Origin of the sequence: Sphingomonas oleivorans, from assembly GCF_003050615.1 — a bacterium.
Classification (GTDB): Bacteria; Pseudomonadota; Alphaproteobacteria; order Sphingomonadales; family Sphingomonadaceae; genus Sphingomonas_H; species Sphingomonas_H oleivorans.
Genome location: NZ_NWBU01000015.1, coordinates 69696 through 84500, shown reverse-complemented (window position 1 = coordinate 84500; position 14805 = coordinate 69696). Strand labels below are relative to the sequence as shown.

Annotated in this window: 16 protein-coding genes; 10 read left to right on the top strand and 6 right to left on the bottom strand. The window is 67.3% G+C overall.

Annotated features, from left to right (window positions below; all coding sequences use genetic code 11):
- Positions 1-19: 19 nt before the first annotated feature.
- The 4 genes from CLG96_RS15390 to serS are packed head-to-tail and all read right to left on the bottom strand — an operon-like array spanning position 20 to position 4237.
- A complete protein-coding gene (locus CLG96_RS15390) occupies positions 20-1057 on the bottom strand; it encodes a potassium channel family protein (RefSeq protein WP_107969272.1) in 1038 nt (345 codons plus the stop codon).
- Positions 1057-2193, bottom strand: a complete 1137-nt coding sequence (locus tag CLG96_RS15385) for a M23 family metallopeptidase (protein ID WP_107969168.1) — start codon at positions 2191-2193, stop codon at positions 1057-1059. Before CLG96_RS15385 ends, CLG96_RS15390 begins: the two co-directional genes overlap by 1 nt.
- Positions 2193-2957 (bottom strand): 5'/3'-nucleotidase SurE, encoded by a 765-nt coding sequence (surE, locus tag CLG96_RS15380; protein ID WP_107969166.1) that lies wholly within the window; start codon positions 2955-2957, stop codon positions 2193-2195. The genes CLG96_RS15385 and surE overlap by 1 nt, the downstream gene beginning before the upstream one ends.
- Entirely contained in the window at positions 2957-4237 is a 1281-nt protein-coding gene (gene serS / locus CLG96_RS15375) for a serine--tRNA ligase (protein ID WP_107969270.1), read from the bottom strand. Before serS ends, surE begins: the two co-directional genes overlap by 1 nt.
- A gap of 115 nt (positions 4238-4352) precedes the next feature.
- On the opposite strand from serS, the gene CLG96_RS15370 reads away from it, so the two are divergent.
- The 4 genes from CLG96_RS15370 to CLG96_RS15355 all read left to right on the top strand — a co-directional run bounded on the left by CLG96_RS15370 (position 4353) and on the right by CLG96_RS15355 (position 6695).
- Entirely contained in the window at positions 4353-4796 is a 444-nt protein-coding gene (locus CLG96_RS15370; RefSeq protein WP_107969164.1) for a host attachment family protein, read from the top strand.
- A gap of 116 nt (positions 4797-4912) precedes the next feature.
- The gene (locus CLG96_RS15365; protein WP_107969162.1) at positions 4913-5446 is read left to right on the top strand and encodes a hypothetical protein; all 534 of its coding nucleotides are present in this window, start codon (positions 4913-4915) and stop codon (positions 5444-5446) included.
- A 227-nt stretch (positions 5447-5673) separates the two neighbouring features.
- The gene (gene dksA / locus CLG96_RS15360) at positions 5674-6129 is read left to right on the top strand and encodes an RNA polymerase-binding protein DksA (protein WP_107969160.1); all 456 of its coding nucleotides are present in this window, start codon (positions 5674-5676) and stop codon (positions 6127-6129) included.
- Positions 6130-6308: 179 nt separating this feature from the next.
- On the top strand, positions 6309-6695 hold the full coding sequence (locus CLG96_RS15355) for a PilZ domain-containing protein (RefSeq protein ID WP_165799672.1): 387 nt from the start codon (positions 6309-6311) through the stop codon (positions 6693-6695).
- Positions 6696-6811: 116 nt separating this feature from the next.
- On the opposite strand, the gene CLG96_RS15350 is transcribed toward CLG96_RS15355, so the two are convergent.
- Entirely contained in the window at positions 6812-6988 is a 177-nt protein-coding gene (locus CLG96_RS15350; RefSeq protein ID WP_107969156.1) for a YdcH family protein, read from the bottom strand.
- Positions 6989-7193: 205 nt separating this feature from the next.
- Between CLG96_RS15350 and CLG96_RS15345 the strand changes: the two genes are divergently transcribed.
- A complete protein-coding gene (locus tag CLG96_RS15345) occupies positions 7194-7391 on the top strand; it encodes a YdcH family protein (protein WP_107969154.1) in 198 nt (65 codons plus the stop codon).
- 192 nt (positions 7392-7583) lie between these two features.
- Here CLG96_RS15345 and CLG96_RS15340 read toward each other — a convergent pair whose 3' ends face one another.
- Complete coding sequence (locus CLG96_RS15340; RefSeq protein ID WP_107969152.1) at positions 7584-8066, bottom strand: Hsp20 family protein; 483 nt, start codon at positions 8064-8066, stop codon at positions 7584-7586.
- A gap of 227 nt (positions 8067-8293) precedes the next feature.
- Between CLG96_RS15340 and CLG96_RS15335 the strand changes: the two genes are divergently transcribed.
- The 5 genes from CLG96_RS15335 to CLG96_RS15315 all read left to right on the top strand — a co-directional run bounded on the left by CLG96_RS15335 (position 8294) and on the right by CLG96_RS15315 (position 14804).
- Positions 8294-8770, top strand: a complete 477-nt coding sequence (locus tag CLG96_RS15335) for a DUF1465 family protein (protein WP_107969150.1) — start codon at positions 8294-8296, stop codon at positions 8768-8770.
- Between the two features lie 140 nt (positions 8771-8910).
- A complete protein-coding gene (locus CLG96_RS15330) occupies positions 8911-11079 on the top strand; it encodes a S46 family peptidase (RefSeq protein ID WP_243395819.1) in 2169 nt (722 codons plus the stop codon).
- Between the two features lie 125 nt (positions 11080-11204).
- On the top strand, positions 11205-12698 hold the full coding sequence (locus CLG96_RS15325; RefSeq protein ID WP_107969146.1) for an efflux transporter outer membrane subunit: 1494 nt from the start codon (positions 11205-11207) through the stop codon (positions 12696-12698).
- Positions 12695-14089, top strand: coding sequence for an efflux RND transporter periplasmic adaptor subunit (locus CLG96_RS15320; protein WP_107969144.1), 1395 nt, complete (start codon positions 12695-12697; stop codon positions 14087-14089). Before CLG96_RS15325 ends, CLG96_RS15320 begins: the two co-directional genes overlap by 4 nt.
- Positions 14082-14804, top strand: a complete 723-nt coding sequence (locus tag CLG96_RS15315) for an ABC transporter ATP-binding protein (protein WP_107969268.1) — start codon at positions 14082-14084, stop codon at positions 14802-14804. Before CLG96_RS15320 ends, CLG96_RS15315 begins: the two co-directional genes overlap by 8 nt.
- The last annotated feature ends 1 nt before the right edge of the window (position 14805 follow it).

The window sequence follows — 14805 nt, the reverse complement described above, 5'->3', positions numbered from 1 at the left end:
GCGAGGGGGACGTTGCGCGTCAGCGATGTCGGCGCGGCACGATCTCGACGATGAGGTCGCCCGCCTCCAGCCGCTTCGCTTCCTCGTCGCGGAAACCATGCGCTTCGCCATTGCGATAGAGGCGGACGCCCAGCCCCGTGGCGATGGCGGAAAGCGGCTTGCCCACCTCCTCCGCCGCGACCGGCCGCTCATGGAGCGCGACCCGCCCTTCGACCGCCGCAAGGTCCGCCAGATAATCGGCGATATGCGGCCCATGGGTCGATCCGGCGAGCAGCAGCCCGGCGAAGCTCGCCGGATTGATGACGGTGGTGGCGCCGGCCTGGCGGGCGAGCGCCTCATTATCCTCGGCGCGGATCACCACGCTGATCGGGATATTGGGCGCGAGCCGGCGGGCGGTGAGCACGATCAGGATCGACGTATCGTCGCGCCCCGCCGCCACGATCAGCGCGCGGGCATTGGCGATGCGGACCGCCTCCAGGGTGGCGTTGCGCGTGGCATCGCCCCCCAGGATATTGACGCCGCAGGCCTCCGCCGCCTCCAGCGCGGCCGGCCGCTCGTCGATCACCACGATTTCCTCGGCCTGAGTCTTGCGCGCGATCAGCTCGCGCACCGCTTCGGAACCGCTGGTGCCATAGCCGGCGACGACGACATGGTCGTGAAGGCGCGACTGGATCATCCGCATGCGCAGCCGCTGCCAGCCATGCTTGATGAGGAAATCATAGGTAGTCCCCAGAAAGATGATCCAGATGAACAGGCGGATCGGCGTGAGCAGAAAGGTATCGAACAGCCGCGCCCGGTCGCTCACCGGCACGATATCGCCATAGCCTACCGTGGTCACGGTGATCATCGTGAAATACATCACGTCGATCAGGCTGATATGCCCGTCCACATTGTCGCGCAGGCCGGCGCGATCGAGCCAGTGGACCGCCAGCGCGATGCAGATCAGCGCCAGCGCGAGAATGATGCGCAAGCCCAGCGACGTCCAGACGGACAGTGCCGGGCGGCGGCGGAGCGCGGCATCCTCGGGGAGGAGACGGGGCAGGCGCGGGCGGCGGATCAACTTGGCCGGGGGAGCAGGGGGAGGGGATTTACGGGCTTGCGGCCCTGGCGGATCTCGAAATGGAGCTGCGGCTGGGTGGCGAAGCCGCTTTCGCCCGCGCGCGCGATAAGCTGGCCGCGCTTCACCGACTGGCCGCGTTTTACCAGCAGCTCGTCGGCATGGCCATAAGCGGTGAGCCAGCCATCGCCATGGCGGATCAGCACCAGCCCGCCATAGGCGGCGAGCCCGTTGCCAGCATAGGCGACCACCCCGTCCGAGGCGGCCATTATGGGATCGCCGAGCTTCGCGGCGATATTGATCCCGTCATTGCGCTGCCCACCCGCAAGCGGGCCGAAGGGGCGGATGATCCGGCCGCTGAGCGGCCAGACGAAGCGGCCGGCGAAGCTGCTTGGCTCGGCGAGCGCGGCGCTGGAGGGCAAGGTGCGCCGGGCGGTGCGGACGGGCGGCGCGGGCGCGGCGTTGCGCGCGAGCGCGGGCTCGCCGCCGGTGACGAGATCGTCGATATCGATGGTGAAGGCGGCGGCGCGCTGCTCCATCGTCATGGCGGAGACCTCCGCCCGGCTGGGGATCAGCAGCCGCTGCCCATCGCGCAATATATAGGGTTCCTCGAGCGCGTTGAGCGTGGCGATGCGCGACCAATCGACACCATAGGTGCGCGCGATGGCGATGCCGCTCTCTCCCTTGCCGACGCGATGATAGCGGCCGGCGGGGATTTTGAGCCGCTGGCCGAGCTTCACCAGGAAGGGCGCGCCGATGCCGTTGGCGCGCGCAATCCCTTCCGAGGAAGCGCCGGTCTTGTCCGAGATGCGGCGCAGAGTGTCGCCCGCGACGACCGTGTAGGTGGAGGCGGGAACGTCCACTGCATTGGCGGTGACGCTGCGCGTCTCCCAGGCAGCAGGCGGCTGCTTCGTGGGAGCGGGCTTTGGGGCCGCTGGCCTGGGCTTCGGCTTGGACGCGGCCGGCTTGGGCTTGGTCGTGGGTTTCGGCGCGGGCTTGCGCGCGGGCGGGCGGGGCGAGGCCTCGGCCGGCATGCGTGTGGGGCCGGCGGCGGGAGGCGGCTTGGCCGAGCGATCGGCGACGCAGGCGGCGAGCAGCAGGGCCGCGACGAGCGGAGCGGCCCGCCGGGCGGACATCAGCGATAAAGCTCCGAAATCACGTCCCGCGAGGGGCCATGGGTGAGATCGAGATGGAGCGGTGTCACCGCGACATAGCCGTCCGCGATCGCCTCCAGATCGGTCGAATGCGTCGGCGTGTGCGGCACGATGCCGAGATTGAGCCAATAATAGTCATAGCCGCGCGGATCGACGCGATGATCGATCTTGAGCCGGCCATAATCGCGCAGGCCCTGATTGACGACGCGGATGCCACGCACCTCGTCGGCCGGCACAGGCGGGAAATTGATATTGACCAGCGTGCGCGGCGCCCAGGGCGCATCGAGCAGCGGGCGCAGCACCTTCTCCCCCCAGGCGGTGGCGGCATCGAAGGGCACCTCGTCGCCCATGCCTTCGCTGGAATAGACCTGGCTCAGCGCGATCGAGCGGACGCCGGCCAGAGCGCCTTCCATCGCGGCGGAGACGGTGCCCGAATAGGTCACGTCCTCGGCGAGATTGGCGCCGCGATTGACGCCGGAGAGGATCAGGTCGGGCGGATTGTCCTTCATGATCAGCGCCAGCGCCATCATCACCGAATCGGTGGGCGTGCCCGCGACGGCGTGACGCCCCTCGCCCAGCGTACGCAGGCGGACGGGGCGGGTGAGGGTGAGCGAATGGCCGGCGCCGGACTGCTCGCTATTGGGCGCGACGATGGTGATATCGTCGGACAGGCGCCGCGCGATCGCCTCGAGGACCTTCATCCCCGGGGCGTTTATGCCGTCGTCATTGGTCAGCAGGATGCGCATCAGGCCGGCTCCAGCGTTTCGAGGCCGCCCATGTACGGCCGCAGGATTTCAGGCACGCGAACCGATCCGTCCGCCTGCTGATAATTTTCGAGCACCGCGACGAGCGTGCGACCGACGGCGAGGCCGGAGCCGTTGAGCGTATGGACGAAGCGCGTGCCCTTCGCCTCGCCTGCGGGGCGATAGCGCGCGGCCATGCGGCGGGCCTGGAAATCGCCGCAATTGGAGCAGCTCGAAATCTCGCGATAGCGCTGCTGGCCGGGCAGCCAGACTTCGAGATCATAGGTCTTGGCGGCCGAAAAGCCCATGTCGCCGGTGCAGAGCAGCATCTTGCGATAGGGCAGGCCGAGCGCCTGGAGAATACCCTCGGCCGCCGCCGTCATCCGCTCATGCTCCGCCTCCGATTGCTCGGGCGTGGCGATGGCGACCAGCTCGACCTTGTCGAACTGATGCTGGCGGATGAGGCCGCGCGTGTCGCGCCCGGCGGCGCCCGCCTCCGAACGGAAGCAGGGGGTGAGCGCGGTGAAGCGCAGCGGAAGCGCGCTCTCGTCCACGATCTGCTCGCGCACCAGATTGGTGAGGCTCACCTCGGCGGTCGGGATCAGCCAGCGGCCGTCGGTGGTGCGGAACAGATCCTCGGCGAATTTGGGGAGCTGGCCGGTGCCGAACAGCGCCTCGTCGCGCACGAGCAGCGGCGGCGCCGTCTCCTGATAGCCGTTCTCGAGCGATTGGCGATCGAGCATGAACTGGGCGAGCGCGCGGTGGAGGCGCGCGACGCCGCCGCGCAGCACGACGAAGCGCGCGCCCGAAATGGCGGCCGCGCTCTCGAAATCGAGCCCGAGCGGGCCGGCGAAGTCGGGATGTTCCCGGGGCGTGAAGTCGAAGGCCGTGGGTTCGCCCCAGCGGGCGATCTCGACATTGCTCTCCTCGTCCGCGCCGTCCGGCACGTCGGCGGCGGGGAGGTTGGGGATGGCGGCGAGCGCGGCATCGAGCGCGGCTGAAACCTCCGCCTGCTCGGCTTCCAGCGCGGGCATGCGCTCCTTGAGCGTCGCGACCTCGGCCATCAGCGCCTGGGCGGTCGCCTCGTCGCGTTGCGCCTTCGCCTGGCCGATCACCTTGGAGGCTTCGTTGCGGCGTGTCTGCGCGGCCTGAAGCTCGGTCGCGATCGCGCGGCGGCGCTCGTCCAGTGCCGCGAGTTCGGCGGCACGGGGCTCCAGCCCCCGGCGGGCGAGCGCGGCATCGAAAGCGGAGGGATCGTCGCGGATCAGGCGGATGTCATGCATGGGCTGGGCTATGGCGGCGCGCGCGCGGCCACGCAAGCCGCAACCGGAGCGCAACCGGAACGGATATCGGCGCGTTGCCTGTCGATAACGATGTGGACGCCGAAGGAGCCCGCTTATGCGCCTGCCCCATAACAGCTTCGTCATGGTCGCGGACGGCCGCAAGATGCTTTTCTTCCGCAATGACGGTGACGCCGATTTCCCCAAACTCACTGTCGTCAGCGCGCAGGAGCATATTAATCCGCCCGATCGCGATCAGAAGAGCGACGAGCCGGGCCGTGCCTTCGCCAGTGTCGGATCGGAGCGTAGCGCCTATGCCGAGACGGATTTTCACCAACTCGAGGAGGAGCGCTTCGCCGCCGAGACGGCGGAGCTGCTTAAGCAGGGCGCGCTCAGCGGGGAATATGAAAGGCTGGTGATTGTCGCGCCGCCGAGGATGCTGGGCGAGTTGCGCAAACATTATCACAAGGAGGTGGAGCGCCGCCTCGCCGCCGAGATCGCCAAGGACCTGACGGGCCATCCAGTGGATGAAATCGAGAAGATCATCGCGGCGCAGCAATAGCTTCGGGTCGCCTCACCCCATCTTTGGCCCGGTTCGTCCATCATAGGGGCGACCATCCGCCGCGCCCCGCATTAACAGATGCGACACAGGGCATTGGGCAATGAGGGAGCAATGGAATGAAGCGTTTCAAGGCTATTGTCGCGGGCATGGCCGCCATGGCGGCGTTCGCCGCGCCGGCCTTTGCGCAGAGCGCGAACGTGACGGTCGGCGCCAGCGTGAAGGACACGTCGGGCGGCGCGGTCGGAACGATCGAGAAGGTGGAAGGTAATCTCGCCACGCTTTCGACGGGCAACAGCAAGGTCAATCTGCCGCTGACCTCGTTCGGGGGCGGCCCCGATGGGCTGGTGATCGCCATGACCAAGGCCGAGGTCGATGCCGCCGCCTCCGGTGCGCAGGCCAAGGCGCAGGCGGATACCGCCGCTGCCATCGCCGAGGGCGCCGCCGTCAACGACAAGACCGGAGCCCCGCTCGGTACGATCGAGAAGGTCGAGGGCGAGTTCGCCACCGTGGCAACCAGCACGGCGAAGGTTCGCCTTCCCAAGACGGCTTTCGCGAAGGGGCCGAGCGGGCTGATGATCGGCCTGAGCGCGGCCGAGCTGGACGCCGCCACCAAGGCTGCAGGCAATGGCGGGCAGACCGCGCGCAACTGACGAACTGACAAGAAACCTGTCCGTAATGGACATGCAACATTTACGGCTGTCCCTCGCGGGACGGCCGTTTTTGTCTGTCGAAATGGCAATAATGACTTGGTGATGTTGGGGAATAGGGGAAAGCTTACCGTCTTGTGCACGTCCCTGCCGGTCGGTATAGCCCGCGCGGGGCGGGCCGATATGGTGGTAAAGCGCCATATTTGCTCGGGTAAGTAGCGGAGGCAGATATGGCGACGGCGGTAAGTGACGTGGCTGACCCGAAAGGCACGGAGATCGTGCTGGACCCGGATTATCGGCCGTATCCGGACGAAGAGTTTATGGGGCCCAGGCAGCAGGCCTATTTCCGGGCCAAGCTGCTGGAATGGAAGAAGTCGATCCTGCGCGAGGCGAAGGGTACGCTCGCCCAGCTCCAGACCGACTCGCTGCGCGAGCCCGACATCACCGATCGCGCGTCGAGCGAGACCGACTGGTCGATCGAATTCCGCACCCGCGACCGGCAGCGCAAGCTGATCGCCAAGATCGACGCCGCGCTGCGCCGCATCGAGGAAGGCGAATATGGCTATTGCGAGGTGACGGGCGAGCCGATCTCGCTCGGCCGGCTGGAAGCGCGCCCGATCGCGACCATGACCGTCGAGGCGCAGGAGCGTCACGAGCGCAACGAGAAGGTCTCCCGCGACGAATAGCGTCCGGCGGGCCGCTATGCCTGCCGGGCCTTTGGCCAGCCTTGGGGAGAAGGCTTTTGGGGCCTGGGAGGCCGGGGCCGGCATGGCGCGCGCGGCAATGGTTGCGCTGCAACATGGTTAATGCATCGCTCACTTTTTCCTGTTACCGTCTCCAACGGGTTCAACGTGGAGACGGGGCGGTGGAACGCTTCATCATCTTCGGCGGCGATGATGCCGCTACAGCTATCGGCGATGCGCGCAGCGAGCCGCGTGAGAGCATATTCCTGGCAGCGACGATGCAACGGCCCGGCGGCGCGGCTGTGCCGGTCACCGTGCGGAATATTTCGGGCGGCGGCCTGATGGCCGAGGGCGACGGCAGCTTCGTGCCCGGCGAGGCGATCGAGGTGGAGCTGCGCGGCGTGGGCCCGGTGTCGGGGCGGATCGCCTGGACGGGTGCGGCTGGGCGGCTGGGCGTCGCCTTCGACCGGCGGATCGACCCCAGGCTGGTGAGTAAATCTGTGATGGACGGACGGCAGCCGGTGCCGACGAAGCCCGCAGCCTATATGCGCCGGCAGGGACAGCGCTAGAACGAACTCCCGCCCGCATTGCATCGCTGCGCTCGGGGTGAGCACGGTTCGTGTGGAAAAGGCTGGTTCTTGCGGATACTCACCGCGCGCCCGGAGAGCGCGCGGCGGAAAAGCTGCTATCTGGAACTGGTTACGAGATTATGCTGCACCAACGCTTCCTTGATCTTGAGCTTCTGCTTCTTGAGCGTCGCGATCAGCATGTCATTGGGCGCGGGGCGTCTGTTTTCAGCCGCGAGTCGGGCGTCCAGGCCAGCATGCTTGGCCAACAATGCGGAACAATGGGAATTTTCCATAGGGTAGCTCCTCTCGTCTCCGATTGAGGGAAGGCCATTAGATCATGATCCCGGGCTGTTGTCGCGTCACAAAATCGCCATGAATCGACCGGGCGAGAAGGGGTGGCGACGGGGCGTGGAGAAGGCGGCAACGCGTGAGCCTTGAGCGATGGGCGCATTGCCCTTAACGCTCGGCCAAGGGATTTTGTGAGGGGAGACGGCGCGGGTGGACGAAGCGGAGATCATCCGGCGCATCGGCTTGCTGCGGCAGGAACATCGCGATCTCGACGCGGCGATCGAGGTGATGGCGCTCACATCCTCGCCCGATCAGCTCCAGCTTGCGCGGCTCAAGAAGCGCAAGCTCAAGCTCAAGGACGAGATCGCGCAGCTCCAGAATCAGCTGATCCCCGACATCATCGCCTGAGCCGTTGACGGGGCTTGGCACAAGTCCATCGTCACCCTGAACCTGTTTCAGGGTCCACCATGAAGCCTGCGCGACGGCGTGGATGATGGGTGGATGCCGAAACAGGTTCGGCATGACGATGTGGATTGCGCAAAGGTCCCGCCGTTGAAGGACCGGCCCGCATGGGGGCCGGTCCTTCGGGATCATCGCGCCTTATGCGGTTTCACGTTCCGCAGGCTGCGTCTCGGCGGTCGCCTCGATCGTCCGGGCGGGCTCGGTGCCGCCAATTTCGATGCGGCGCGGCTTCTTATGCTCGGGGATCTCGCGGACGAGCTCGATGTTGAGCAGGCCATTTTCATAGCCGGCGTTCGTCACCTTGATCGTGTCGGCGAGCTGGAAGCGGCGCTCGAAGGCGCGCTTGGCGATGCCGCGATGGATGAACTGGCGCTCCTGGCCTTCCGCTTCATTGGCGCGGCCGGTGACGATCAGCACATTGTCCTGCACGGTGAGGTCGAGCTCGTCGCGGGTGAAGCCGGCGACGGCCATCGAGATGCGATAGGCGCCGTCGCCGATCTTCTCGATATTATAGGGAGGATAGGTGTCGCCTTCGCCGCGCGTCGCGAAATCGACCAGCCGGTTCAGATTCTCGAAACCGATCGAGGAGCGCAGCAGGGGGGTGAAATCGAGGGTACGCAAAGATCAATCCTTTCTTCGAAGCGATCGAACAAAAGGCCCGCGGGCTTCCGCCGGGCCATGATGGCGGCCGCCCCGAACCCGGCGACGGCTGCCATCGACGAGGCAGATAGGTGTGCGGCAGGGCGCTTCAAGAGAGGCTCGTTCACCTTCTTTTGCCATTCTCCCCGATGGCCGGCTGTGGCATTCTGGCGTGGGATCCAAGGAGGGCAGGCCCGAGAAAGGCAAATATGGCCGAAGGCGCCAAGGAACTGAAGCTGACGACCCGGCTGATCGACGCGCTCTATACCGAGGCGATGCTGCTGGCGGATGAGGCGCGCGCTTATTTCGACGAACGGGGCGCGCAGGATCGCGAGACGCTGGCGCCGGCGATGCAGGTGGCCTTTTCCTGCGAGGCGCTGAAGGCGACGACCCGGCTGATGCAGGTGCTCGCCTGGCTGCTCAACCGGCGCGCGACGGAGGTGGGGGAACTTACCGCCGATGCGCCGTCCGGCACGCTGGGCGAGGCCCCGGAAAGCGACGCCGATCTGGTCGCCACCCTGCCACCCGTCGCGCGCGAGATGATCGAGGCGACGATCGACCTTTATGAGCGGGCGCGGCGAATCGATCGTGGCATCGGCCCGCAAGTGCCGCCCGACAGCCCGGCGCATGGCCTGTTCCACCGGCTGGAACGCTCGTTCCGCGCCGGGGAACCGCAGCAGCCCTGACTGCCGCAACGCATGACTCGGGCCACCGTCTGAAAAGACTCTCGCACGCTTTCCCGTCCTTGGGCTAGGAACGGGCATCATCCCGCCGTCCTGGCGGGCCGGGGCGGTGCTCGGCCGTCCTGCCGAGATGGGAGCATCTGGTGCCCGATATCCTCTTTTCATCGCATTTTTCCCGCCGCCGGCTGATGGCCGCCCTGTCTGCTGCGACGATGCTCGGCACCGCCGCTCCGGCGATCGCCGCCGAGGGCATGTGGCTGCCGAGCCAGGCGCCGAGCATCGCCGCCGATCTGCGCAAGGAAGGGATTCAGATCGATCCGGCGCTGCTCGCCAATCCGAAGGCCGCGCCGCTCAACGCCATCGCCTCGCTCGGCGGCTGCTCTGCCTCCTTCGTCAGTCCCGAGGGGCTGGTCGTGACCAACCATCACTGCGTCTATGGCTCGGTCCAGTATAATTCCAAGCCCGGCCAGGATTATCTGACCGACGGTTTCCTCGCGCCGAGCCTCGCCGACGAGGTGCCCGGCGCGCCCGGCACGCGCATCTTCGTGATCGAGGATCTGCGCGACGTGACCTCGGCGATGACGAGGGGGCTGACGGACAGGATGTCGGGCCTTGCCCGCTATGAGCGGATCGAGGCCAACCGCAAGGCGCTGATCGCGGAATGCGAGAAGCAGGCCAGCCGCCGCTGCGACGTGCGCGCTTATTATGGCGGCGCCACTTATTTCCTGCAGCAGCAGCTCGAGATCAAGGACGTCCGGCTGGTCTATGCGCCGGCGAGCGCGATCGGCAATTATGGCGGCGAGGTCGATAATTGGCAGTGGCCGCGCCACACCGGCGACTGGGGCTTCTATCGCGCCTATGTCGCGAAGGACGGATCGTCCGCGCCTTATTCGAAGGATAATGTGCCCTATCGCCCTAAATCCTTCCTCAAGATCGCGAAGCAGGGGCTGAACGACGGCGATTTCGTGATGGTGGCGGGCTTTCCGGGCGTGACCTATCGCCACCGCACGGCGGAAGAGGCGAAGTTCAATTTCGAGACCTATTTTCCCGCCTTCCAGAAATTCCTGTCCGACTATTCGGATACGATCGTCCGCGCGACGGCGGGCGACAGGGGGGCGACGATCAAATATGCCTCGGCGCTCCGGAGCGCGGACAATTACAAGAAGAATACGGCCGGCCAGCTTGCGGGCGCCGAGGCGATAGGTCTGGCGGGCCGCAAGGCGGCCGAGGAGCAGGCCTATCGGGCCTGGATCGCCGCCGATCCGGCCCGGCAGGCGGATTATGGCGCGGCCGCCGCGGCGCTCGACCGGATCGTCGCCGAAGCGAATGCGCAGGAGCTTGTCGACCTGCGCAAGAGCGCGCTCAACCGCGCGCAACTGCTGCTCGCGGCGCGCACCGCCTATCGCTGGGCCAAGGAACGCGAGAAGCCCGATGCCGGGCGCGACGCCGGCTATCAGGATCGCGACCGCGCGCAGACCGTCGAGCGGCTGACGCAGATCGAGCGCCGTTTCGATCCGCGCGTGGACCGCATCATCCTGGAACAGGCGCTGGGCGAATATGCGCTGATCCCGGCCGACAAGCGCGACGCGGCGTTCGAGGCGAAGCTGAAGGAGATCGGGCTCGACCGTCTCTATGCGGACAGCAAGCTCGGCGACACGGCGACGCGCCTTGCCTGGCTCGACAAGCCGGCCGCCGCCTTCGAGGCGTCCGACGATCCCTTCATCCGGCTCGCGGTGGCGATGTGGCCGGGCGATGTCGCGGCGCGCAACGCGGCGAGGGATTTGGAGGGACGCGACCAGCAGGCCCGGGCCGAATATATGAAGGGCATGCTCGCTTATGCGGAGTCGCAGGGCCGGGCGATCGCGCCCGACGCGAATGGCAGCCTGCGCTTCACCTATGGCAAGGTGACGGGCAAGGCGCGCGACGGCATGAGCTGGTCGCCCTTCACCACGCTCCAAGGGATTGTCGAGAAGGATACGGGCCGCGAGCCCTTCAACGCGCCCGCAAAGCAGCTCGCCGCGATCAAGGCGAAGGATTATGGCAGCTATGCCGCGCCCGCGCTGGGCACGGTTCCGGTCAATTATCTTTCGACGGTCGATACGACGGGCGGCAATAGCGGATCGGCGACGCTCAACGCGCAGGGTGAATTTGTCGGCCTGCTGTTCGACGGGACGATCGAGGGCGTGATTTCCAACTGGGCATTCGATCCCGTCATCACCCGATCGATCCATGTCGACAGCCGCTACATGCTCTGGAATATGGAGAAGGTGGATGGCGCCGATCGGCTGCTGACCGAGATGGGCGTCAAATAGGCTCCTTTCGTCCTGCAAGTCCCCTCCCGTCGGCGGGAGGGGGCGGGCGGCGGTTTTCCCGGCCGCCCTTTTTCTGTTTCAAGGCTGAAATCCGCGGACATGATTCGCGTTTAGAGGCAGCTCTTATGACGATCACCGCCCCGGCTTCCCGCGCCTTGCTGCTGCTGACGCTGCTTGGCGGCTGTGCCGTGGGGCCCGATTATCGGCCACCATCCGCCGGCGACCTCAAGCTCCCCCAGTCCTTCGGCGCCGCACGGCCGCAGACGGTGGGGGAGGTGGATGTCGCACGCTGGTGGGCGGCGTTCGGCGATCCGGTGCTGACCGGCCTCGTCGAGCGCGGGCTTGCCGCCAATCTCGATATCGATGCAGCGGGCGCGCGGCTCAGGCAGGCGCGCGCCTCGCTCCGCAGCGCGCGCGGCGGGTTGCTCCCCAGCGCCTCCGTCAGCGGATCGGCCTCGCGCAGCATCGGGCGGGACAGCAACAGCGTCTTCGATCCGACCACGGGCCAGGTGATCGGCACGAGCGGCGGCGACACGACCATCTTCCGCGGCAGTTTCGATGCTGCCTATGAGGCGGACATATTCGGCGGCATCCGCCGCTCGGTCGAGGCAGCGCGGGCGGGCGCGCAGGCGAGCGAGGCCGATCTGCGCGACGTGCAGATCACGGTCGCGTCCGAAATCGCGCTCAACTATCTCGACGCGCGGCTGGCGCAGGCGCGGCTGGCGATCGCCGAGCGCAATCTCGCCTCGCAGGACGAGACGGTGGAAATCGTCGGCTGGCGGGTGCAGGCTGGCCTTGTGAGTTCGCTCGATCTGGAACAGGCGCGGCAGCTTCGCGCGCAGACGGCAGCGAGCATTCCCGCGCTCCGCACCAGCTATGTCGCGGCGGTGAACCGCATTGCGGTACTGCTGGGCGAGGCACCCGGCGCCGTCACCGCGACGATCGATCCCGTGCGCGCCGTGCCGATCGCGCCTGCCGCGCTGTCCGCCGCCATTCCGGCGGACATGCTCCAGCGCCGGCCCGACATCGCGTCGGCCGAGCGCACGCTCGCGGCCGAAACCGCGCGGATCGGCGTGGAGACGGCGCAGCTTTATCCCGCGCTCAGGCTCAGCGGCACGTTCGGCGGATCCGCCACCAATATCGGTGACGTGCTGAGCAGCTCGATCGGCAATCTCGTTGCGGGCATCACCGCACCCATCTTCCAGGGCGGGCAGATCCGTGCCGCGATCGAGGGGCAGCGCGCCTCGACCGATGCCGCGCTCGCCGCCTATCGCTCGGCCGTGCTGCTGGCGCTGGAGGAAGTGGAGAATGCGCTCCAGTCGCTGACCGCCGCCGAGCAGCGCGAGCAGGCGCTGATCGTCGCGGACGAAGCGGCGCGCAACGCCGTGATCCTCGCGCGCAGCCAGTATCGCGCGGGGCTGATCGACTTTCAGGCGCTGCTCGAAAGCGAGCGCAGCCTGCTTTCCAGCGAGGATAATCGCGCCACCGCGCGGGCCAATCGCGCTACCGCGACCGTTCAGCTCTACAAGGCGCTCGGCGGCGGCTGGGAGGGGGCGCCGATGCCCGCGACCGCGCTCTCCTCCGCTGAACGCGCCGCTGCTACCATGACGAGGCCATGATGGATCAAGCCACCACCGTTCCCGATCAGGCCGAGCTTGACGATTTCCTCGGCGCGACGCCGCCCTCGCGCCGGAGCCGCTACATACGCTGGGCGCTGATCCTGATCGGCCTGATCGCGATTCTGTGGATTTCCTCGCGCTTCTTCGGCGGCGGCCAGACGGCGGCCTATGCCACGCGGCCCGTCGAGCGCGGCGCGCTGACCGTCACCGTATCGGCCACGGGCAATCTCCAGCCGACCAATCAGGTGGAAGTGGGCTCCGAGCTTTCCGGCCTGATCGCCGAAGTGCTGGTCGACAATAATGACCGGGTCATGAAAGGGCAGGTGCTCGCCCGGCTCGATACGTCGAGGCTGCAGGATGCGATCAACCAGAGCCTCGCCTCGCTTCAGGTGGCGCAGGCGAGCGTCGGCACCGCTGAGGCGACCGTCGACGAGACGCGCGCGACGCTCAACCGGCTGCAGCAGGTCTATCGCCTCTCGGGCGGCAAGGTGCCGTCCGCCACCGAGCTCGATACGGCGCGTGCCGCTTATCAGCGCGCGGTGGCGGGCGTGCGATCGGCCGAAGCCTCGGTCGCGCAGGCGCGCGCGCAGCTTTCGTCCGACCAGACGCAGTTCAGTAAGGCCTCGATCCGCTCGCCGGTCAATGGCGTGGTGCTGTCCCGCCGCGTCGAACCCGGCCAGACGGTCGCGGCCTCGCTGAACGCGCCCGTGCTGTTTTTGATCGCCGAGGATCTTTCGCGGATGAAGCTGGAAGCGAAGGTGGACGAGGCCGATGTCGGCCAGGTCCGGGCGGGCCAGCGCGCGGCCTTCACCGTCGATGCCTTTCCGGGCCGTGATTTCCCCGCGCGGATCGAGCGGGTCGATGTCGGCGCCAATGCCACGGGCAGTACGACCAGTTCGACCAGCAGCGCCGCTGCCAATACGGTCGTCGCCTATACCGCCGTACTGTCGCTTTCCAATCCGGACCTGATGCTGCGCCCCGGCATGACGGCCACGGCCGATATCGTGACGATGGAAAAGCAGAATGTGATGCTCGTCCCCAATGCGGCGCTGCGCTTCTCGCCCGAGCGGGCGGCGCGTCAGGGCGGCGGCGGCGGCGTTACCAGCGTGCTCATCCCGCGCCGCCCCGGCCGGCGCGGCGGCAGTGCGGCCCGCGAGGTGACGATCGGGCGCGGCAGCCGGCAAAGCGTCTATGTCGTCGGCGCGGACGGCGATCCGCAGCCGATCCGGGTGACGGTGGGCGACAGCGACGGCAGCCAGACCGAGGTGACGAGCGAGGAGCTGAAGCCCGGAATGGAGGTGATCACCGGCCAGTTCGCCGGCGGGGCCGGTGGCGGCGGACAGCGTCAGGGTGGCGGTCAGCGCGGCGGGCAGCGGGGCGCCAATGGCTGATCCGCTGATCCGGCTGCGCGGTGTCACCAAGACGTTCGGATCGGGCGGGGCGATGTTCCAGGCGCTGAAGGGCGTCGATCTGGACATCGCCCGGGGCGATTTCGTCGCGGTGATGGGCCCGTCCGGATCGGGCAAGTCGACGACGATGAATATATTGGGCTGCCTCGACGTGCCGACCAGCGGGCATTTCCTGTTCCACGGCCATCATGTCGAGGCGCTCGACCGGGATCAGCGCGCGCTGCTGCGCCGCCGCTATCTCGGCTTCGTCTTCCAGGGCTTCAATCTGCTCGCGCGCACCACCGCGCTCGAAAATGTCGAGCTGCCGCTCCTTTATCGCGGCGAGGATCGCAAGACGCGGCGCGAGGTGGGCATGGCAGCACTTGAGAAGGTCGGCCTTGCCCAATGGTGGGATCATACGCCGGCCGAGCTTTCGGGCGGACAGCAGCAGCGCGTGGCGATCGCGCGCGCGATCGTCACCCAGCCCGACGTGTTGCTCGCCGACGAGCCGACCGGCAATCTCGATACCGAAAGGTCGATCGAGATCATGGAATTGCTGACCGGGCTCAACCGGCAGAGCGGCATCACCGTGCTGATGGTGACGCATGAGCCGGACATGGCTGCCTATGCCCGCACCGTCGTCCATTTCCGCGACGGGCTGGTGGAGCGGGTCGATGCCAACCATTATGCGGGCGAGACGGCGGAAAGGGTGGGCTGAC

Excerpts from the sequence above, each read along its gene's own strand:
- CLG96_RS15365 (WP_107969162.1), top strand. The coding sequence starts at position 4,913 with ATGAAGCGTTTCAAGGCTATTGTCGCGGGCATGGCCGCCATGGCGGCG.
- CLG96_RS15385 (WP_107969168.1), bottom strand. The coding sequence starts at position 2,193 with ATGTCCGCCCGGCGGGCCGCTCCGCTCGTCGCGGCCCTGCTGCTCGCC.
- CLG96_RS15315 (WP_107969268.1), top strand. The coding sequence starts at position 14,082 with ATGGCTGATCCGCTGATCCGGCTGCGCGGTGTCACCAAGACGTTCGGA.
- CLG96_RS15335 (WP_107969150.1), top strand. The coding sequence starts at position 8,294 with ATGGCCGAAGGCGCCAAGGAACTGAAGCTGACGACCCGGCTGATCGAC.
- surE (WP_107969166.1), bottom strand. The coding sequence starts at position 2,957 with ATGCGCATCCTGCTGACCAATGACGACGGCATAAACGCCCCGGGGATG.
- CLG96_RS15325 (WP_107969146.1), top strand. The coding sequence starts at position 11,205 with ATGACGATCACCGCCCCGGCTTCCCGCGCCTTGCTGCTGCTGACGCTG.
- CLG96_RS15350 (WP_107969156.1), bottom strand. The coding sequence starts at position 6,988 with ATGGAAAATTCCCATTGTTCCGCATTGTTGGCCAAGCATGCTGGCCTG.
- CLG96_RS15320 (WP_107969144.1), top strand. The coding sequence starts at position 12,695 with ATGATGGATCAAGCCACCACCGTTCCCGATCAGGCCGAGCTTGACGAT.
- serS (WP_107969270.1), bottom strand. The coding sequence starts at position 4,237 with ATGCATGACATCCGCCTGATCCGCGACGATCCCTCCGCTTTCGATGCC.
- CLG96_RS15370 (WP_107969164.1), top strand. The coding sequence starts at position 4,353 with ATGCGCCTGCCCCATAACAGCTTCGTCATGGTCGCGGACGGCCGCAAG.
- dksA (WP_107969160.1), top strand. The coding sequence starts at position 5,674 with ATGGCGACGGCGGTAAGTGACGTGGCTGACCCGAAAGGCACGGAGATC.